Origin of the sequence: Psychrobacter sp. YGAH215 (genome assembly GCF_007280595.1) — a bacterium.
Classification (GTDB): domain Bacteria; phylum Pseudomonadota; class Gammaproteobacteria; order Pseudomonadales; family Moraxellaceae; genus Psychrobacter; species Psychrobacter faecalis.
Genome location: NZ_VKLR01000007.1, coordinates 142,532 through 162,193 on the forward strand (window position 1 = coordinate 142,532; position 19,662 = coordinate 162,193).

Consider the following 19,662-nt stretch of genomic DNA (forward strand, 5'->3'; position numbering starts at 1 on the left):
TAAAATCTGTATCGTCAAGTCCTAATAACACTTAGCCTATCTACCAATAGATAGGCTTTTTATTTTGAGTTTGCTATAGTATGCCTACTTATATTTTTGACATAAATCGACCATTGTATGACTAAAAAACAAACACCGCCTTTATCAGTTAAACCATTAAAAAAACAACCAGTGAAACAACGCAATAAATGGTGGCCAATTGTCATACTAGCTGTTTTCTTAATTGGCTACTTGGTTTGGAAAAACAATTCGCTAGACACTGAAAAGGCGCCGATCGAAAGCACAACACCTACTGCCGAGTCTATTGAGCAAAATAACGCTGCGCAAGCAGATACCACCTCATTAGATGATGGTGAACTAACTTTGGATAGCGATAGCTCGATAAGTACAAACAGCCAAATCCCTGATCCCGACGCTATTCTAAATGCGCCCTTGCCGGAAAATGATAGTTTAGCAAAAGAAGAAATAGATCGCTTAGAAGATGAGCGTCAGCGCTTAGCAGAACAAGAGAAGCTGGCAGCGGAACAGTTGGCAATGAATAAGCAGCTGACAGAGATGAAAGAAGAGCAAATCGCCCTCCTGGAGGAGCAAATTGCCCAATTAGAAGCTGCTGAAAGCGCGAAAAACAGAGTAGAATAATATTCATTTCACAAAGGGGCAGATAGATAAATGGCAAGTCTACAACTTACTCACGCCCCTATTTTAAATAGCAGCGCCCAATTGCTGGTATTGCCAGTGAATAACGCCGGTATTCTGTTAGACCCTATCCTTACGCGCAGCAAAAACTTATATCCTGATAACTACCAACATTACTTTCGTGCCTGCCGCGATGGTAGCTTAATGCTTGGTAGCTGCTTGATGCATAAGCGCGCACGTGAGCAAGCTGGACTTGGCGTCAGTAGCAACGGTAGCCAACCAAGTTATATTGCCAACCTAGTGATATCCGATCATCCCTATCATTCTCCGAGGGTAAGTTGGCTAAGCGCAGCTCTAGTCGATTTACAACAGCAACTTATCCCGCTTATCCGTTATCAAGGTATACGTAGGATTGCCTTGCTAGCGCGCCCGCTTATTGCTCATTATTCGCAAAAAAATTCTGCTCAAAATAATATTGCTGATAACGCTGAAATGACAACGTCTATTGCTTTAGACTGGCATAGCGATATCTTGCCGCTCATCAACCAGCATTTGCAAGATTTACCAAAGCTGCGTATCGATATCCACCTTCCTAAAGATATCAGCATATAAATCATTTTCTCCCTATCCTCACCTTTTTGAAGACATAAAAAAACCGCCTTGTTTGCTAATCTCAGCAACCAAAGCGGTTTTTTATATCTTGACTAGGTCAAGTTGCGTCAAATATCGATGCTTAGCTTTGCTCGATACCTTTCATGGTCAGCTTAATACGACCACGGTTATCAACATCTTGTACCAATACGCTGACGGTTTGACCTTCTTTTAGATAGTCAGAAACATTTTCTACGCGCTCATCGGCGATTTGCGAGATATGTACGAGGCCATCGGTGTTTGGCAAGACGTTAACGAAAGCACCGAAGTCAACGATACGCGCAACCGTACCTTGATAAGTTTTACCAACTTCCACTTCTGCGGTGATGGCTTCAATTTTACCAATAGCCGCTTTGGTGGCTGCTTTATTTTCACCAAAGATACGAATGGTACCAGCATCATCGATATCGATAACCGCGCCAGTTTCTTCGGTTAGCTGACGAATCGTTGCGCCACCTTTACCAATCACATCGCGGATTTTTTCTGGGTTGATTTCGATGACCGCATAGTTAGGCGCATGAGCGTTGATTTCTGTACGGCTTGCAGGCAGTACTTTATTCATCGCTTCTAGGATATGAATACGGCCAGCATGGGCTTGCTTAAGCGCTTGCTCCATAATGTCTGGGGTAATACCTTCGATTTTAATATCCATCTGTAGCGCGGTAATACCGTCTTTCGAGCCTGCTACTTTAAAGTCCATATCACCAAGATGATCTTCATCACCTAGGATGTCAGACAATACCGCAAAGCGCTCGCCTTCTTTTACCAGACCCATTGCGATACCCGCAACTGGTGCTTTTAGCGGTACGCCAGCGTCCATCAATGCCAAGCTTGCGCCGCAAACCGAAGCCATTGAAGATGAACCATTTGATTCGGTGATTTCAGATACTACACGAATCACATACGGGAAGCGTTCGCTATCTGGCAACATCGCTTCAACACCGCGGCGCGCTAGGCGACCATGACCAATTTCACGGCGTTTTGGCACACCTTCACGGCCGGTTTCACCAACTGAGAAATGTGGGAAGTTATAATGCAACATGAAATGGTCACGAATCGTACCAGCCAATGAATCAATCATGTTTACATCACGGGTGTTACCAAGCGTGGTGGTTACTAATGCTTGTGTTTCACCGCGAGTAAATAGTGCTGAACCATGGGTATATGGTAATACGCCTACTTGTACATCTAGCGCACGAACGGTTTCAAGATCACGGCCATCGATACGCGGCTTACCTGACAAGATATTGTCACGAACGGTGCGGTATTTTAACTCTTCATAAATTTCTTTTAATTCAGATACCGTATCGTTATACGTTTCTGCTTCGGCGTCACCTGCCAATGCTTCGATGATCGCTTGTTTGATTTCGTCAAGTTTGCTATAGCGCTCTTGCTTATTGGTAATAGTATAAGCATCAGCCACTTGCTCACCAAACTGCTCTTTCATGCTGGTTTCTAACGCTTGATCGCGAACAGGCGCGGTATATTGCTGCTTAGCGGTACCAACCTCTTCTGCCAATGACGCGATATTATCAATGACGATTTGCTGCTGTTCATGACCGTATAAAACCGCACCTAACATTTGGTCTTCAGACAATTCTTTCGCTTCTGACTCAACCATCAATACCGCAGATTTGGTACCCGCAACCACCAAGTCAAGGTCGCTGTCTTTGAGCTGCTCAAGCGTTGGGTTAAGAACATATTCACCATTGATAAAGCCAACACGCGCTGCTGCTACCGGGCCATTAAATGGTGCATCAGAAATAGCCAGCGCTGCTGAAGCACCGATGAGTGCCGCGATATCTGCCGACTGAGTTTTATCAGACGAGACAACCGTCGCCGTAATTTGAATTTCGTTCACATAGCCTTCAGGGAATAGCGGACGAATCGGACGGTCAATCAAACGCGACGTTAAGGTTTCATTTTCGCTGGCACGGCCTTCACGTTTACCATATGCACCTGGAATTTTACCAGCCGCATACATTTTTTCTTGATAGTTGACGGTCAATGGAAAGAAGTTTTGACCTTCTTTAGCATCCGACTTTACTACTGCCGCTACTAGGACAGTCACGCCGCCCATGTGAACCAAAATAGAGTTTGCTTGACGCGCGATACGGCCCGTTTCAATAACGACCTGCTGGTCGCCGTACTGGAATTCACGCTTAATGGTATTAAACATTGTCATATAATTTTCCTAATATTGACTGACGAAAGGGATATCAGCATCATAAAAAGCTGATATCTGTCATTAAAAATTCTTGGTAACTGGTTACTCGTGATTAGCTAATAATTGACGTTAACATAATTGGAAACTGGATCGATTAGAGCAATTTTGTTACCTATTTATTTGATACATTTATTTAAATAACGATTTCACGTTATTTGCTGACTAAAATCTGCTTTGCTGGCCACTGTTTGATAAATAATACTCATAAAGTTAAACCTTATAAATAATTAATCGAGCGCGAATACTACTCTCAAACTCATAAGGCATTATTTTACAGTGATTTATAGCCATTGACCAATGAAATGCCAAACTGTCTGTTTGCGCATTACCGTTATGAGCATTTCAGTATAAAAAAGTCGGTTAAAATAGGAGTTTGTCACATTAAACGTATGCCGCTAAGGCATAATTTTTTTAACAGTCAAACTCATATAAATACGCATAAAAAAACGGCGTGAAACTATTCCACACCGTCTTTAGAGAAAATCTATTTTATCGAGCTTAGCAAGCAAATACCAAGTGGCTTAGCAAAAAATCTAAAATCTTGCCACATTCTGGCATATTCTATATTAGCGACCACTCGTACTATTGTCGCCAAATTAACGACGTAGACCTAATTGGCTAATAAGGGTGGTATAACGACCAAGGTCTTTACCTTTTAAGTAGTCAAGCAGTTTACGGCGCGTGTTAACCATACGGATAAGACCACGACGGCTATGATGGTCCGCTTTGTGCTCTTTAAAATGGTTCTGTAAATCGTTGATACGAGCACTCAATAGTGCTACTTGAACTTCTGGAGAACCAGTGTCGTTTTCGCCACGTTGGTATTGAGCAATGATTTGTTCACGATCAGAATTGGTTAGCATAAATCTCTCCGGCAATGCTAAATGTACTAAGATACTTTCAATTTAAAGCATCTAGGCACAATAGAATAAAAATAAAAAGTTTAACCGTCATTCAGGACAACCCTGCATTACTAGAGTTGACCTAGTGTACGACAAACTTATTAATTAGAACGTTTAGTTAAGAATAAAGCGAAAATTAAACGTGACAGCGATTATAACAAAAAACTGCTGAACTAGCAGCAGTTTTTATAGTAGTTTTACAATTTTTGCAGAGAAAAATTGATTAAGGTCTAAATTTATAAGACTAACGTTTCAGCAACTATTTATCCTTCTTAACGTCGTCCTGCGTAGCATTACCGCCAAGCTCATTATCTTCAAGAGGAGCCGTCGTTGCTTCCGCTAAACTATCTGGAATATTATCTTTTTTAGGATTAATATCTTCGGCTTGTTGTTTAATTTTTTTCTCTTGCGCGTCCATGTTGTCTTTTGAGTCGGTCATAAATACTCCTAGTTATCATTATCTTCCTACCAATTAATTTATTAATCATTTGTAAATTTAATGAAGTATAAGATTAACTATTTTTCTTCTTTAGCATTTCTTAAATTATCAGCAATACGGTCTGCAGCCGCTTCAGTATCTTGCGTATGATTATCTTCTGTTTGACCTTTTAGGGCAGCAGTTGCTGATTCTGAACGTTGTTGCTCAAGCTTGGTATCGTTCGGATTAGGATTTGACATAATAATTTCCTTTTTTGTAGTTATGATTTTAAAGTTATGGTAATTTCGTAAAATCAGTATAAATAAATCGTTATTAAATAGTAGCTGCTTTTTTTTAAGTTAATCTATAAAATTTAATTGGCTTATTAATCTAAGATAGCGCTTTATCAATAGCAGCGACAAAATCGTTAATATCATCTGGATTACGTGAGGTGATTAGATTGCCGTCCACTTGCACGCTTTTATCGACGAAATTTGCGCCCGCATTTTCTAAATCGGTCTGTAACGAGTGATAAGCTGTTAAGGTTTTACCTTTAGCAATGCCCGTATTAATCAATACCCAAGGCGCGTGGCAAATGACCGCTAATGGTTTACCTGCATCGTTAATAGCATTAATGATACTATGCGCTTCTTCGTTACCGCGTATGGTATCGGCATTCACCGTGCCACCTGGCAAAACCAGTGCCTCATAATCAGCAACGTTAGCGTCTTTAGCAAATATATCTGCAGTAAAGGTATCACCCTTATTGACGTCCTGCTGCATGCCTTGGACTTCTTTGTCTTTATTGGTCGTAATGAGGACTGTTTTATAACCTTTATCTTTTAATTGGTTGTTAACTTCTTCATATTCAGCTTGTTCGAAGTTATTATGTAATAAGAAAGCAATAGTTTTCATAATAATCCTTATACTTTAGATTTCAACTTTAGGTATGAGTATTTTTAAAATACATTTTTTATTATTAATCTCAGATACTTTTTATATTAGTTAATGTCTTTTTATTTTTATATATACTGCTTTTTTATAATTCTAATATTTAATAAAATCCCATTTTTATAATTTTTATTATCTTATATTTTTTATATCCTTGTCTCGCTTTCCGTAGCTGACTTAACTAAGGTACAAAAAAAGCAGGTTTCACTATAGGTGAAACCTGCAATAAAATGTGATGATATGTGATTAGTGTAAACTCTTAGTAAGTTTTACCCAATTACAGTTATGGTTACTACCGTTTATTTAAGCATTAACGCTACAATTGAATAAGCTTTTTCGGCTGTAAGCGCCCGTTTAAGCTTACCGCTCCTAAACCTATAAACCGCCCTTGCTCATCTATAAGACGAATATCTACGGGCATTTCGCGAGGTAATAAGGTTTCACTATCTTCTTTGTCACCGTCATTCTCATAATGCTGTTGTTCGATAGCCGTTGTAATATAGCTTCGTATATCGTCCGTCAGCTGCTCGGTGACATTTAAGCGCTGTCCCATATGGACACGGGCGCACTGCTCGGCCGTTAAGCTAAGCTCAGTATCAAGGGTGATACAAGCATCAACGGGCAATAAATACGTTAGGCGACTCTCAAGCGACAACGCTTCTAGATTGGCCAAACCAATCGCATTATCAATCTTAAAACTACCAACCTTTAGGCGCCGTAAAGCGGTGAGATGCCCTAGCGTGCCAATGGTTTTAGCGATTTCTTCTGCCAATACTCGTACGTATGTACCTTTCGAGCAAGTCACTGTCAACTGAATTTGTTGCGCATCGATTGCGGTTAAATCAATGGCTTTAATGACAATATCTCTTGCGGGCCGCTCAATCTCAATACCTGCTCGCGCATATTCATACAATTTTTTGCCATCTTTTTTTAGCGCCGAATACATCGGAGGAATTTGCTGCTGTGGCCCTAAGAATTGCTGAGCAATGTTTTCTAATATGGCATGATCAAACTGTGGAATAAGTGCTTCAGCAACAATCTGCCCGTCGGCATCACCCGTATCGGTTTGACTACCCAAAAGAATGGTTGCTTGATAGGTTTTATCGGCATCAAGTTGATAGTGACTAAACTTGGTGGCCTCACCTAAGCAAATGGGCAATAAACCCGTTGCCATCGGATCGAGTGTGCCTGTATGACCAGCTTTTTTACTGTCATGGTTGGGTGATTTAAACAAATACTTCACCTTTGACACTACTTGTTGCGAGGTCATACCTTGCGGCTTATCCACTAATATTACGCCCGAGACTTTGATTTTCTCAGGCGTTTTATGCGTTTTTGCAGCAGCTGGCGTAGAGGTGTTAGTAAAGGTGATCGACATAATAGCTATTACTCGTTAATTTCTTGCTCATCAGACTCGTTTTGCTCAGTTTTGGTCACAGCCTTATTGATAAGATCCATCATATAGTTGCCACGCGCCGTCACTTCATCATAATGAAAGCGTAAACGCGGTGTGGTACGCGTTTTTAGACTGTGGCTTAATTCGGTACGCAAAAAACCCGCCGCTTTATTGAGGACCTTGATGCTGTCTTCGTGGCTAGATTTGGTCATCGCATCGTTAAGCTCAGGCTCCATGATGGTGACATAAATATCAGCATAACCCAAGTCTGGGCTGACTTTAACGCTAGAGATAGTGACAAAGCCCGTCAAACGCGGGTCATTGACTTCGTCACGGATAAGAACCGCAAGCTCACGCTGAATTTGATCAGCCAAACGTTGTAAACGTTGATTCATGTTATTACCTTACTTTAATGTAGCTTATTTTTTATTGATGAGTAGGTTTGCTTAGTAACAAATTTTAGGACTAGCATTTGCTAAAAAAGGCCTAGCAGGGTGTACCTGTTAGGCCTAAGTACAGCTGAATATTAAGAATTGTCAAACGACTGCTTTAGATAGTACGGGCGAACTCTTGGATTTCAAAGACTTCGATTTTATCGCCCGCTTCGACGTCGTAACCACGAACCGCTAGACCACACTCCATACCGGTACGTACTTCATTAACGTCTTCTTTATAACGACGTAATGATTGCAATTGACCCGTAAAGATAACTTGGTCATCACGCAAGACGCGGATAGGTTTGTTGCGATAAATCGTACCTTCAACCACCATACAACCGGCAGCAGCACCAAACTTACTAGAACGGAATACTTCGCGAACCTCAGCAACACCCAAGATTTTCTCACGATGTTCTGGCGCTAGCATACCACTCATCGCCGCTTTGACATCATCAATCAAACCATAGATAACGCTATAGTAGCGAATATCCATTTTAGCAGCGTCTGCTTTACGGCGTGCGGTTGCATCTGCACGGACGTTGAAACCGAGCAATACCGCTTCGCTAGATTCAGCCAATGTCACATCAGATTCAGAGATTGGACCAACGCCTGAGCTAATCACTCGAACTTTAACTTCATCCGTCGATAACTCATTTAGAGCCGCAAGTAACGCTTCAAGCGAACCACGCACGTCAGTTTTTAAGACGATATTTAAGAATGACACATCGCCTTGTTCCATCTGATCAAACATGCTCTCTAAGCGCATCGCATTTTGACGTTCAAGCTGGCGCTCGCGCTCACGGTTGGTTCTGAAATCTGCCACTTCACGGGCTTTTTTCTCATCGGTTAAGACTAAGAACTCGCTACCAGCAGCAGGTGTTTCAGGTAAACCTAATATCTCTACAGGGATAGACGGACCAGCAGATTTGATTCGTTGACCATTTTCGTCTGTCATGGCACGAACCTTACCGTAATGCTCACCTGCTAATACCAAGTCGCCCTGTTTTAAGGTACCTTTTTTAACTAGGACACTGACAACTGGGCCGCGACCTTTTTCAAGTCGTGACTCAATAACAACACCTTGAGCAGCACCATCTAACGGTGCTTCTAGCTCCATTAGCTCAGCTTGTAGACTGATAAGTTCTAGTAGCTCATCAATACCGTCACCCGTTTTGGCTGAGATACGTGCCATTGGGGTATCGCCGCCCCATTCTTCTGAAACCACTTCTTTAGCAGTGAGTTCATTAAGTACGCGATCAGGATCAGCGCTTGGCTTATCCATTTTGTTGATAGCAACGATGATAGGCGTACCAGCAGCGCGCGCATGATCAATCGCTTCTTCCGTTTGTGGCATCATACCATCATCGGCAGCGACAACGATGACAACGATATCCGTTGCCTGTGCACCGCGTGAACGCATGGCACTAAAGGCGGCGTGACCTGGGGTATCAAGGAAAGTGATAACACCGCGATCGGTTTTCACATGGTAAGCACCGATATGCTGGGTAATACCGCCCGCTTCACCGGTAGCAACTTTCGTTGTGCGGATTTTATCGAGTAATGATGTTTTACCGTGGTCAACGTGACCCATAATAGTGACAACTGGTGGACGCGTTTGCACGTTACTGCTACGCTCATCTACCGCATCTTGTAGATCGTCTTCGACCTTGGTATCACTAACCGGTACTGGGTTGTGACCCATTTCTTCAACAATCAGACTAGCTGTTGCTTGATCAATAGTGTCGGACTCGCGTGCAATTTCACCCATTTTCATGAGCAATTTGGTCACTTCGCGAGCTTTAACCGCCATACGCTGTGCCAAATCAGAAACCGTAATGTGTTCACTGATTTCAACATCGTAAACGATTTTATCGACTGGTTTTTCAAACTTATGCTGTGAGGCTTGCGTTGAGCGTAAACCGTTTTTACGGTTTTTGATTTCACGCTCGTCTTGATTCTTACGGCGACCACGACCGCGAGCACTGGTGCTACTGGTGCCGCGTTTGATTTCGCGACGTTCTTTTTCAAACGATTCTTCTAGCGCATCACCGACCAAACCTTCGGCTAACGGCTCATCTTTACGCACTTCAGTAGCCGGCTGATCGGTATATTTACCAGCCATTTTACGCATTTGCTCAAGGGTACGCTTTTGCGCTTCTTCGGCTTGCGCACGGCGAGTTTCTGCTTCGATTTCACGCAGACGCGCTTCCTCGACTTCACGAGCTTCGCGAGCTTTACGCTCAGCTGCGGTCTCAACTTTTGGTTTTGTGGCGGCAACTTTTTTCTTCGGCTGCTCTTTCGGTTTAACTTCTACCGCCGCTTTACCGCCTTTTTTCACCACTACTGAGGTTGAGATATCGTCATTCTTATCGTCTGACTTCTTGCTCGAACCTAAGCTTGCACGCATCGCTGCCAACGTAGCCGCCTGACGTTCTTCCGCCTTTTTCTTAGTAGCGGCACGCTCTTCTGCTTCTTTAGTTGCCCGCTCTTGTGCTTCAATCATGGCTTGTTCGCGCGCTGCCAATTCTTCCGCCATCTTTTCTGGATCAGGCTTCTCGAATACTTTCTTTTTGCGCACTTCTACATTAACGCTCTTAGATTTACCTGAAGAGCCGGTCACGCGTGCGGTGCTGGTCGTCTTAGATTTCAGGCTAATACGTCGCTTTTCTTGCTGGCCATGACTTTGCTTTAAATACGTCACCAACTTCTCTTGCTCAAGCTCGGTGACTAGGTCATCCTCTGCGCGAGCAGGCAGTCCAGCATCTACCAGTTGCTGTTGTACAGCACTTGCGGTTTTGCCTACCATATCTGCCAGTTCTTTGACGGTCTTATCTGCCATTTATTATCACCTACTGTCTATTATTTGCTATATGTTCAATTCAGTTGTTGGCTACAAATGATTGGGTTAAGGCTAGTATTTGTAACGCATTTGATTGGGTTACGTCATACCAGCCCTTATTATCGATAGCATATCACTAAAAGACAGCGATATGCAGTTACCGCTTATTCATTGAACCAAGATTCCCGAGCTTTCATGATGAGTTTTCCTGCGGTTTCACTATCTAAACCTTCGATATCTTCTAGATCGAAGACGGCTTGTTCTGCCAAGTCATCCACGGTAATAATGTCTTTTTGTGCCATTTTATAAGCCCAACTGACCGTCATTCCTTCAAGATCTTGTAGCTCTTGACTTGGCTCTTTCATGTTCTGTTGTTTGACCAATTCATCGGCAATGACCACTTCTTTGGCACGCTCTTGAATCATGTCAATCGCTTCATCGTCTAGGCCTTCGATATCATAAAAGGTTTCGACTGGCACATAAGCGACTTCTTCAATACTGGTAAAACCAATATCAACCAGCGCTTGGGCAAGATCTTTATCGACCTCTAAACGCTCATAAAATAATTCGATAAAGGCCTTGCTTTCGTTTTCTTGACGTTGCTGATACTCTTCCTCTAACATCATATTGAGCTTATAGCCGGTTAATTCAGACGCTAAACGCACGTTTTGACCTTGTGAGCCGATCGCCCGCGCCAATTGATCATTGGTGCTAAAGATAATATCCGCCGTTTGCGTGTCTTCATCTAAGATGATACTGCTGACGTCCGCTGGCTCTAGCGCACTGATGATAAATTGGGCTGGATCATCTGACCAAACCACCACATCGATACGCTCGCCATCAAGCTCTTGCTGTACCGCTTGGATACGCGTACCACGCATACCAATACAAGCGCCAACGGGATCAATACGATGATCGTTGGTTTTAACTGCTATTTTAGCACGCGTGCCCGGCAAGCGCGCGACATTACGAATTTCAATAATTTGTTCAGCAATTTCAGGCACTTCTTTTTGCATCAATGCTGAGAGCATTTCAGGATGCGTGCGTGATAGTAACAATTGAGCGCCGCGGTTTTCGCGGTTAACATGGTACAAAATGGCATTGATACGAGATTTTGGGCGCAATTGTTCACGAGGTAGCATCTGATCACGTGATAAATAGCCTTCAGCGTTATCACCTAAATCAATGATATAACCATCGCGCGTTTGTTTTTTAACTTCGCCATACATCATCTCGCCAATACGTGGCTCAAAAGCGTCGGCTACTAAATTGCGCTCTGCTTCACGGATTTTTTGAATGATAACTTGCTTGGCTTGCGTCGCAGCAATACGACCAAATTCAATCGATTCGATCTGCTCTTCTTTGATATCACCAATTGACCATTCGTCTTGGTCAAGATCGGTAATCGCCAGCTGACACGCAGGCATCTCATGGTCTTCATCTGCAACCACTGTCCAATAACGATAAGTATCATAATCGCCCGTCGCACGGTCAATAGCAACCCGTACCGCTACTTCTGGCTGATCGGTATAGACTTTTTTCTTCGTGGATACCACCAAAGCATCTTCGATTGCTTCAAAGATGTCTTCAGGATTTAAGCCCTTTTCATTACTGACAGTTTCTACTACCGTTAAGATTTCACGACTCATGCTATACCTGTCCTATCGTTTTATAATTGACTTAAACTTTATCGTTAATGTGTTGACGTTATATTTTCACCGTAAGCCAAAGGCTGTTTGGAGAGTAAAATATTCATTTATCAAGCTACTGTTTTTAAACTAAGCATCTTCATAAATCAAGTTGGCTTTGTCAATATTGCTTAATGCAATCTCAAACTGCTCACCATCAGTGGCGGTTAGCTTTAAAGAAGTATCATCAATACTGTCTAAAGTACCAGTTGCTTTGCGGCGTTTTTTATCCCCTTCACCAATCGCTTGAATCAAGCGTAAGCTGACGGTTTGACCGACATAATCACGCATTTGCTCATCTGAGAAAAAGGCACGATCAAAACCTGGCGACGATACTTCTAAAATATATTCGCCAGCAATCGGGTCATGAACCTCAAGAATACCGCTCACTTGATGATTTACCGCGGCGCAGTCCTCGATAGTCACTTGCTTATCTTGGGCTTGGTCTTCTGGCAATGCCTCAATATAAATGCGTAACAACGAGCGACGACCTTGTGGCGCAAATTCAATACCCCACAGCGCCACATCACAAGCCGCTACCGCAGGCGCAATAATATTGGTCAGTTCTGTAACTTTTGTCGAAAGCTTCATAATCTATTTATCTTTTCTTATCCACGTAACTATCGTACTAAGCAAACTGTATTCTATATCGTAAAGCTTGTATTGATAGCACTTTGTTGTTTATCGATAACAATATTTATTGTTAATAATTAACTTTTATAAAAACTGGCTGCCGTCAAATTAAGACAATTCGCGCCTTAACTTATAAACCTACATTGTTCTTAACGCTTAAACGCGTCACTATATAAATAAGATGTTTTATAACTCGTGCTTTTATATAAGGATGAGCCTAGAAAACATCAAGCTCAACCAGACAATGCTTTTATTATGTATAAAGCAGAACTATCGGTAAAGGTATGAGAAGTAAAGGATAGTACGCTTAACAAGCATCGCGGCGAATGACGATGGATAACGAATAGCATCGTACTCTATAGAAATAGAGCTTAGCATAAGTAGGACAGATATCGCGATAACACCGACCATCAGATACAAAAAAACCCACAAACATAATGGTGGGCTAATCGTTACTGACAAATTTAGTGTACAAAACATCAGTATAAAAAGTGGTAGCGGGGGCTGGATTTGAACCAACGACCTTCGGGTTATGAGCCCGACGAGCTACCAGACTGCTCCACCCCGCATCAATCTAGAACGCATATTATAGAGAGGTTTTATAGGGCTGTCAATACTTGTTTTAGATAACAATCAAATTAAGCATTAATGACGATGAACCCTGCTTTCTATAATGTTTGAGTACAATAACGTTTAAGTAAAACATCATACACATAAAGCTTGGTGCGATTGGGGGGACTTGAACCCCCACAGCTTGCGCCACCACCCCCTCAAGATGGCGTGTCTACCAATTCCACCACAATCGCATTTTTCTTACTACTCTGTTTTTGAGCTTTAACATTTTATAACCGATGCATAAGGAAGGCAACGAAAGTTAAAGACGGCTAAAAACAGAGAAGCATTGTAAATCTAACGTCTTAAAATAGCAAGTACTGCCTGCATTAAAAGATAACGGTTAAAATTATCTGTCAAAAAATTAAGACAGACTTTAACGTAAATATAGTTACTGAGGATTTTGTGTCAGCGGGCGTGGCGTTTGCGGCGCTGATACTGGCGCATCTAAACGAAACTGGTCTTCTGCTTGTTTACGTGCATGTACGGCAAGCGTCATACTGGTGATAAAAAATATCACCGTTAATACTGCAGTGGCACGCGTCAAAAAGTTTGCAGTGCCGGCGGCGCCAAATACGGTACCCGATGAACCCGCTCCAAAAGAAGCTCCGGCGTCTGCCCCTTTACCATGCTGTATCAAAATCAAGCCAATCATGGCAATTGCCACGATAATGTGCAGGGCTAATATAAACGTAAACATGGTGGCCTCTTTTGCCGCGTAATGACGACTGATAACGTAAAATAAATCGTAGGATTAAATAATGTAAATAACTGGCGTTTAACGATTGACATCTAATATCGCCAATAACGCCAAACCAGTTGTGTAAATAAAGCAATTATCTAAATAAGGCGCATTGTACACGATTGCAAGGGCACTGTTAAAGCCACTTTTGCCAACTGCGAAAGACATTTTTTGAGCAAAGTCATTGTTCAATATGGATTAAATTGTAATTTTACTGAATACGACTACGCTTTATTGCCGCCAAAAGCCTTAGCAATCGCTAAAAAACTTTCTGCTTTTAGCGATGCGCCGCCAACCAATGCCCCATCAATCATGCTATCAGCAGCAAAACTGTCGGCATTGTCAGCATTGACGCTACCACCATATAAAACCGTTATGTTATCTAATTCGCCATTGAATCTCGCAAGGGTTTGCTTAATATGTTGATGTGTCGCACTTACTTCAGCGACGGTTGGTACTTTGCCCGTACCAATTGCCCAAACTGGCTCATAAGCGATGATTAAACGCTCTGACAAATCTGTAGCAAGTTCAGGATTTTGCGCAAGTAAATCTTTAATCACCGCTAATTGCGCATCAATGACTGCCAGCGTTTCTTTGGCATCATACTGCGCTTGGGTTTCGCCAATGCAAAATATGACGCCTAAGTTTTGCGCGAGGGCGTGAGTCATTTTTTGCAATAAACAGTCATGAGATTCTTGATGATACTGACGGCGCTCAGAGTGTCCCAGTATCGTCCATGTTGCGCCCGCATCATCAATTTGCTGCGCTGAACAATCACCAGTATAAGCGCCAGTACTGGGACTATAGGCGCTTATATCTTGAGCGGCGCTCAGTATTGAACTACCTTTTAGACGCTCACTGACAGCGGTTAAATGAATCAAACTCGGGGCGACCATCAATTGACAGTTATCGATATCCGCCTGCTCTTTTGTGCTAACAGCCGTTAATAAGTCATCTAGTAGCGCCTTGACGTCATGGCTCGTTGCTGGATTCTGCTTCCAATTCCCAATTACCCAAGCTTGCATACCCATTTACCTTATCTTATGTATTGCTGCCAATATGGCTCATATGCGCGCAAGTATAACAAATATTTCCCAAGTGCTATAGTGCGTTGCTATAGTATGAGGTGCTTAGCATTGGAACCGATTTTGCATAAAATTATTTTAAATAAGTATTTATCAAACCAACATTTTTTGCAGATTAACTATCTTATACGCTATATAAAGTCTTTTAACTCTAAAAAATTCCTATATCATTCTATTTATAAAAAATAAAACCAAGGCAATCAATCAGTTGTTTTTAGAATAAATGTTACTAATCAATGTAACGATTATAAATAAACTACTGGTGTTATATATAGTAGATGCTTTGGTTTTGGTAAAAAATACAGCCCATTTGGTATCACGCATAGAGAGGTCTTAATGTCTATCACAGCCAGTAAGTACGGTGGTTTAGCGCAGCAGTTGATTAGCGAAGGTATCGTCAGCGAAGCACATATGAAAACCGCGCAAACAGAGTCGCAACAGCAGCAAATCGGATTGGTGCCTTATTTGGTTGACAATAAGTTGGCTAATGCTTATCAGGTCGCTCAGATGCTATCACAAGCGTTTGGTGATCCTTTGTTTGATCTTGATGCCCTAAGCTCAGACGTCATTCCAAAAGACTTGGTTGATGAAAAAATCGTACGTAAGTTTAATGCGTTACCACTGTTTAAACGCGGGCAACGCTTATTTGTGGCATTGAGTGACCCGACCCGTATCGATGCCATCGACGCTATTGCCTTTAACTCGCGCCTGTCTGTCGAAACGATCGTCGTTGAAGAAGATAAGCTCAAAAAGCATATTGAGAATCTGTACGCTGATACCATGCAAAGTTTTGATAGCTTTTCTGACAGCGATTTAAATATTGGCTTTAATGAAAGCGAAGAAGATGAAGGCGAAACCAAACTCAGCGACGGCGTTGATGAAGCGCCAGTTGTAAAATTTGTCAATAAAATGTTGGTTGACGCCATTCGTATGGGTGCCTCAGACTTACATTTTGAGCCTTATGAGAAAACCTATCGCGTACGCTTTCGTGTCGATGGCGTCATGCAAAAAATGGCCAGTCCGCCGGTACAGCTTGCGGGTAAAATTGCCGCGCGTCTAAAAGTCATGTCACAGATGGACATCTCTGAGCGCCGTATACCGCAAGATGGCCGTATCAAGCTTAAAATCTCGAAAGATAAAGCCATTGATTTCCGCGTAAACTCCCTACCTACCTTGTTTGGCGAAAAGCTGGTTTTGCGTATTTTGGATCCGTCCTCAGCCATGCTTGGTATTGAAGCTTTAGGCTATGAGCCCGACCAAAAAGAGATGTTTTTAGAAGCCTTACATAAACCGCAAGGCATGCTGCTGATTACAGGTCCTACTGGTTCTGGTAAAACCGTCTCGCTCTATACGGGTATTAATATTTTAAATACTGGCGAGACCAATATCTCAACGGCAGAAGACCCTGTCGAGATTAACCTTGAAGGTATCAATCAGGTCAACGTTAACCCGAAAGTCGGTTTAACCTTTGCCAATGCGCTTAAATCATTCTTACGTCAAGATCCTGATATCGTCATGGTCGGTGAGATTCGTGACCTTGAAACGGCTGAGATTGCGATTAAAGCAGCACAAACAGGACACATGGTACTCTCTACCCTGCATACCAACTCTGCCCCTGAAACCTTAACGCGTTTGCGCAATATGGGTGTTGCCTCATTTAATATTGCCACCTCAGTCAACTTAGTTATCGCTCAGCGACTAGCTCGGCGCTTATGCAAAAATTGTAAAAAACCCATCAATATACCACGGCAAAGCCTGCTTGAGCTTGGTTTTACCGATGCTGATTTAGACAATCCAGATAACCTCATTTATGAACCTATTGGCTGTAATGAATGTCGTGAAGGCTACAAAGGCCGTGTCGGTATTTATGAAGTCATGAAAGTCAGTCCCGATATTTCACGTATCATTATGGAAGATGGTAACGCCATAGATATCAAAGATGCTGCCCTTAAAAACGGCTTTAGAGATTTACGCCGCTCGGGTATTTTAAAGGTACTGCAAGGGGTAACCAGTATTCAGGAAATGATGCGCGTGACTTCTGAATAGCAACCGTTGCAAAATTAAAATTCTAATTCGTGATTTTAAACCTTTATACTTATAAACTAGCAATGTTATCTAACAGATGTACTTAAATATAAAACAGATATATACTGGCTTTTCTTATAGAAATGAAGTATGCCGAAATGAGGTATTAAATTTGACATACTTTTATCGGTTTATAACATCTTTATTAGATGAATCTTGAGGGTATCAACATGGCAAAAGCTAAAACCGACATGCTATTAGACTTTGTCTATGATGGAGTAAACCGGCGCGGACAAAAAGTCAAAGGCGAAACCACCAGTCGTAGCTTGGAGTTGGCGAAAGCCACTTTGCGCAAACAAGGTATCACTGTCAAAGGTATCAAGAAAAAACCCAAGCCTTTATACACTTTTAAAAAGTCTATTAAACCGATTGATATTGCTATTTTTGCCCGGCAGTTGGCCACTATGATGAAAGCTGGCGTGCCGTTAACCCAATCCTTTGAGATTGTTGCTGACTCTCTTGATAACCCGAGCATGAAAGATTTGGTCTTACAAATAAAAGCCGATATCGAAGCGGGCGGCACTTTTGCTTCGGCATTGCGTAAACATCCGCGTTATTTCGACGATCTGTTTTGTTCTCTTGTAGACTCTGGCGAGCAGTCCGGTTCGTTAGAGACCATGCTAGAGCGCGTTGCAACCTATAAAGAAAAAAGTGAGCTGTTAAAAGCCAAAATTAAAAAGGCGATGAAATATCCTATCGCCGTTATTGTCGTTGCCATTATCGTCACTATTATCCTACTGGTTAAAGTTGTTCCTGTATTTGCCGATTTATTTGGTTCATTTGGTGCCGAACTACCTGCGTTTACTCAGATGGTAGTAGGGATGTCAGAATGGATGCAATCTTGGTGGTTTATTTTAATCGTACTGATTGGTGGCGCCGTCATTGGCTTTTCAGAAGCTAAAAAACGCTCTAAGAAGTTCCGTGACTTCTTAGATCGGGCGGTATTAAAAGCACCGATATTTGGCAACATCGCTTATCAAGCGGTTATCGCTCGCTTTGCGCGTACATTATCGACCACCTTTGCTGCTGGTGTACCCCTCATTGATGCTTTAGATTCTACCGCTGGCGCTGCAAATAACGTGGTCTTTTATAACGCCATTCAGCAAATAAAAAACGATGTTTCAACCGGTCAGCAATTGCAATTTTCGATACGCTCAACCAACTTATTCCCAAGTATGGCGATTCAAATGGTTGGTATCGGGGAAGAATCAGGTAGCTTAGAAGAGATGCTCGATAAAGTTGCGGTCTATTACGAAAATGAAGTCGATAACGCCGTCGATGGTTTGACCAGCTTAATGGAGCCGTTAATTATGGCGGTGCTCGGTGTGTTGGTTGGCGGCTTAGTGATTGCCATGTATTTACCAATCTTCCAAATGGGCGCAGTGGTAGGCTAACAGCCACTGCAAGGAAAACGATTTCATGCAATTTATTCAATTATTACAAGAAAATATGACTCTTGCCTTAGTCGTATTTGGTCTACTTGGTCTTTGTGTTGGCAGCTTTTTAAATGTGGTGATTCATCGGACACCGCACATGATGGTAGCGGCGTGGCGGCAAGAATGTAGCCAGTTTATGGCTGAGCAAGCAGACATGCCACCTGAACATACGCGACCATTATCAGATATCGTCGCTGCTGATACTCCCATCACACTAAGCACACCTGCTTCACGCTGTCCGCACTGCGCCCATAAAATAAAGTGGTATGAAAACATCCCTTTAATAAGCTGGCTTATATTACGCGGGCGCTGCTCAGACTGTAAAGCTGCTATCGGACTGCGTTATCCTATTGTTGAGCTGGTAACTGCTCTGCTATCTATGTTGGTCATTTATCAGTTTGGCGTCAGCGCCGCTGGATTATCAGCATTAATTTTAGTCTGGACGCTGGTTGCTTTAACGGGTATTGATTTTGATACTCAGCTATTGCCAGATCGCCTAACCTTTCCATTGGCGGGCTTAGGATTGGCGGTAAATTCGCAAGGTTGGTTTGTCTCACCTACGCAGTCAATCTGGGGACTTTTACTTGGTTTTTTATCTTTGTGGGTGGTGGTAAAAATCTTTTATCTCATTACGAAAAAACACGGCATGGGACAAGGCGATTTTAAATTACTGGCAGTATTGGGTGCTTGGCTTGGGCCTACGATGTTGCCGTTAATTATCTTACTGTCGTCACTGCTTGGTTCTATCGTTGGGATTATTTTGATGAAAAAACAAGGGGAAAGCCGCCCTTTTGCCTTTGGTCCTTATATCGCGATTGCCGGTATCATTGCATTATTATACGGCCCAGATATCGTCAATTGGTATCTAGGAATGTACGCTTAAACCCCTATACTGACGCAAGTAGACGCGCAATTTCTCAAAAA

Annotated in this window: 17 protein-coding genes and 2 tRNA genes; 5 read left to right on the forward strand and 14 right to left on the reverse strand. The window is 42.4% G+C overall.

The window, feature by feature from the left end; genetic code table 11:
- The first annotated feature begins 117 nt into the window (after positions 1-117).
- Together FOR85_RS04190 and FOR85_RS04195 are read left to right on the forward strand one after the other, a co-directional pair.
- Entirely contained in the window at positions 118-639 is a 522-nt protein-coding gene (locus FOR85_RS04190; protein WP_144296851.1) for a hypothetical protein, read from the forward strand.
- Between the two features lie 30 nt (positions 640-669).
- The gene (locus FOR85_RS04195) at positions 670-1,248 is read left to right on the forward strand and encodes a hypothetical protein (RefSeq protein ID WP_144296852.1); all 579 of its coding nucleotides are present in this window, start codon (positions 670-672) and stop codon (positions 1,246-1,248) included.
- Positions 1,249-1,369: 121 nt separating this feature from the next.
- On the opposite strand, the gene pnp is transcribed toward FOR85_RS04195, so the two are convergent.
- The 14 genes from pnp to tpiA all read right to left on the reverse strand — a co-directional run bounded on the left by pnp (position 1,370) and on the right by tpiA (position 15,157).
- Positions 1,370-3,472 (reverse strand): polyribonucleotide nucleotidyltransferase, encoded by a 2,103-nt coding sequence (gene pnp / locus FOR85_RS04200; RefSeq protein WP_144296853.1) that lies wholly within the window; start codon positions 3,470-3,472, stop codon positions 1,370-1,372.
- 638 nt (positions 3,473-4,110) lie between these two features.
- A complete protein-coding gene (gene rpsO / locus FOR85_RS04205; RefSeq protein ID WP_068407892.1) occupies positions 4,111-4,377 on the reverse strand; it encodes a 30S ribosomal protein S15 in 267 nt (88 codons plus the stop codon).
- A gap of 298 nt (positions 4,378-4,675) precedes the next feature.
- Positions 4,676-4,855, reverse strand: coding sequence for a hypothetical protein (locus tag FOR85_RS04210; RefSeq protein ID WP_144296854.1), 180 nt, complete (start codon positions 4,853-4,855; stop codon positions 4,676-4,678).
- A gap of 77 nt (positions 4,856-4,932) precedes the next feature.
- A complete protein-coding gene (locus FOR85_RS12610) occupies positions 4,933-5,094 on the reverse strand; it encodes a hypothetical protein (protein WP_190295493.1) in 162 nt (53 codons plus the stop codon).
- Positions 5,095-5,224: 130 nt separating this feature from the next.
- Positions 5,225-5,749 carry a type 1 glutamine amidotransferase domain-containing protein gene (locus tag FOR85_RS04215; RefSeq protein WP_068407895.1) on the reverse strand — a complete coding sequence of 175 codons (525 nt, stop codon included), beginning with the start codon at positions 5,747-5,749 and terminating at the stop codon, positions 5,225-5,227.
- 352 nt (positions 5,750-6,101) lie between these two features.
- On the reverse strand, positions 6,102-7,163 hold the full coding sequence (truB, locus tag FOR85_RS04220; protein WP_144296855.1) for a tRNA pseudouridine(55) synthase TruB: 1,062 nt from the start codon (positions 7,161-7,163) through the stop codon (positions 6,102-6,104).
- Between the two features lie 8 nt (positions 7,164-7,171).
- The gene (locus FOR85_RS04225; RefSeq protein WP_068407899.1) at positions 7,172-7,576 is read right to left on the reverse strand and encodes a ribosome-binding factor A; all 405 of its coding nucleotides are present in this window, start codon (positions 7,574-7,576) and stop codon (positions 7,172-7,174) included.
- A 154-nt stretch (positions 7,577-7,730) separates the two neighbouring features.
- Positions 7,731-10,457, reverse strand: coding sequence for a translation initiation factor IF-2 (infB, locus tag FOR85_RS04230; protein WP_068407901.1), 2,727 nt, complete (start codon positions 10,455-10,457; stop codon positions 7,731-7,733).
- A gap of 164 nt (positions 10,458-10,621) precedes the next feature.
- Positions 10,622-12,106, reverse strand: a complete 1,485-nt coding sequence (gene nusA / locus FOR85_RS04235; RefSeq protein WP_068407903.1) for a transcription termination factor NusA — start codon at positions 12,104-12,106, stop codon at positions 10,622-10,624.
- Between the two features lie 129 nt (positions 12,107-12,235).
- Entirely contained in the window at positions 12,236-12,736 is a 501-nt protein-coding gene (gene rimP, locus FOR85_RS04240) for a ribosome maturation factor RimP (RefSeq protein WP_068407904.1), read from the reverse strand.
- A gap of 534 nt (positions 12,737-13,270) precedes the next feature.
- Positions 13,271-13,347: transfer RNA gene (locus FOR85_RS04245), tRNA-Met, on the reverse strand.
- Positions 13,348-13,499: 152 nt separating this feature from the next.
- A tRNA-Leu gene (locus tag FOR85_RS04250) sits at positions 13,500-13,584 on the reverse strand.
- A 197-nt stretch (positions 13,585-13,781) separates the two neighbouring features.
- Positions 13,782-14,090 (reverse strand): preprotein translocase subunit SecG, encoded by a 309-nt coding sequence (gene secG, locus FOR85_RS04255; protein ID WP_025652589.1) that lies wholly within the window; start codon positions 14,088-14,090, stop codon positions 13,782-13,784.
- 266 nt (positions 14,091-14,356) lie between these two features.
- Entirely contained in the window at positions 14,357-15,157 is an 801-nt protein-coding gene (gene tpiA, locus FOR85_RS04260) for a triose-phosphate isomerase (protein ID WP_144296856.1), read from the reverse strand.
- A 396-nt stretch (positions 15,158-15,553) separates the two neighbouring features.
- On the opposite strand from tpiA, the gene pilB reads away from it, so the two are divergent.
- The 3 genes from pilB (at position 15,554) to FOR85_RS04275 (ending at position 19,621) form a co-directional block, all read left to right on the forward strand.
- Entirely contained in the window at positions 15,554-17,263 is a 1,710-nt protein-coding gene (gene pilB / locus FOR85_RS04265; RefSeq protein ID WP_144296857.1) for a type IV-A pilus assembly ATPase PilB, read from the forward strand.
- A gap of 209 nt (positions 17,264-17,472) precedes the next feature.
- Entirely contained in the window at positions 17,473-18,696 is a 1,224-nt protein-coding gene (locus tag FOR85_RS04270) for a type II secretion system F family protein (protein WP_144296858.1), read from the forward strand.
- Between the two features lie 25 nt (positions 18,697-18,721).
- The gene (locus tag FOR85_RS04275) at positions 18,722-19,621 is read left to right on the forward strand and encodes an A24 family peptidase (RefSeq protein WP_144296859.1); all 900 of its coding nucleotides are present in this window, start codon (positions 18,722-18,724) and stop codon (positions 19,619-19,621) included.
- The last annotated feature ends 41 nt before the right edge of the window (positions 19,622-19,662 follow it).

Coding starts and splice junctions, on each gene's coding strand:
- pnp (WP_144296853.1), bottom strand. CDS start 3,472: ATGACAATGTTTAATACCATTAAGCGTGAATTCCAGTACGGCGACCAG.
- FOR85_RS04210 (WP_144296854.1), bottom strand. CDS start 4,855: ATGACCGACTCAAAAGACAACATGGACGCGCAAGAGAAAAAAATTAAA.
- FOR85_RS04225 (WP_068407899.1), bottom strand. CDS start 7,576: ATGAATCAACGTTTACAACGTTTGGCTGATCAAATTCAGCGTGAGCTT.
- rpsO (WP_068407892.1), bottom strand. CDS start 4,377: ATGCTAACCAATTCTGATCGTGAACAAATCATTGCTCAATACCAACGT.
- secG (WP_025652589.1), bottom strand. CDS start 14,090: ATGTTTACGTTTATATTAGCCCTGCACATTATCGTGGCAATTGCCATG.
- FOR85_RS04190 (WP_144296851.1), top strand. CDS start 118: ATGACTAAAAAACAAACACCGCCTTTATCAGTTAAACCATTAAAAAAA.
- pilB (WP_144296857.1), top strand. CDS start 15,554: ATGTCTATCACAGCCAGTAAGTACGGTGGTTTAGCGCAGCAGTTGATT.
- nusA (WP_068407903.1), bottom strand. CDS start 12,106: ATGAGTCGTGAAATCTTAACGGTAGTAGAAACTGTCAGTAATGAAAAG.
- infB (WP_068407901.1), bottom strand. CDS start 10,457: ATGGCAGATAAGACCGTCAAAGAACTGGCAGATATGGTAGGCAAAACC.
- FOR85_RS04270 (WP_144296858.1), top strand. CDS start 17,473: ATGGCAAAAGCTAAAACCGACATGCTATTAGACTTTGTCTATGATGGA.
- tpiA (WP_144296856.1), bottom strand. CDS start 15,157: ATGCAAGCTTGGGTAATTGGGAATTGGAAGCAGAATCCAGCAACGAGC.
- truB (WP_144296855.1), bottom strand. CDS start 7,163: ATGTCGATCACCTTTACTAACACCTCTACGCCAGCTGCTGCAAAAACG.
- rimP (WP_068407904.1), bottom strand. CDS start 12,736: ATGAAGCTTTCGACAAAAGTTACAGAACTGACCAATATTATTGCGCCT.
- FOR85_RS04275 (WP_144296859.1), top strand. CDS start 18,722: ATGCAATTTATTCAATTATTACAAGAAAATATGACTCTTGCCTTAGTC.
- FOR85_RS12610 (WP_190295493.1), bottom strand. CDS start 5,094: ATGTCAAATCCTAATCCGAACGATACCAAGCTTGAGCAACAACGTTCA.
- FOR85_RS04195 (WP_144296852.1), top strand. CDS start 670: ATGGCAAGTCTACAACTTACTCACGCCCCTATTTTAAATAGCAGCGCC.
- FOR85_RS04215 (WP_068407895.1), bottom strand. CDS start 5,749: ATGAAAACTATTGCTTTCTTATTACATAATAACTTCGAACAAGCTGAA.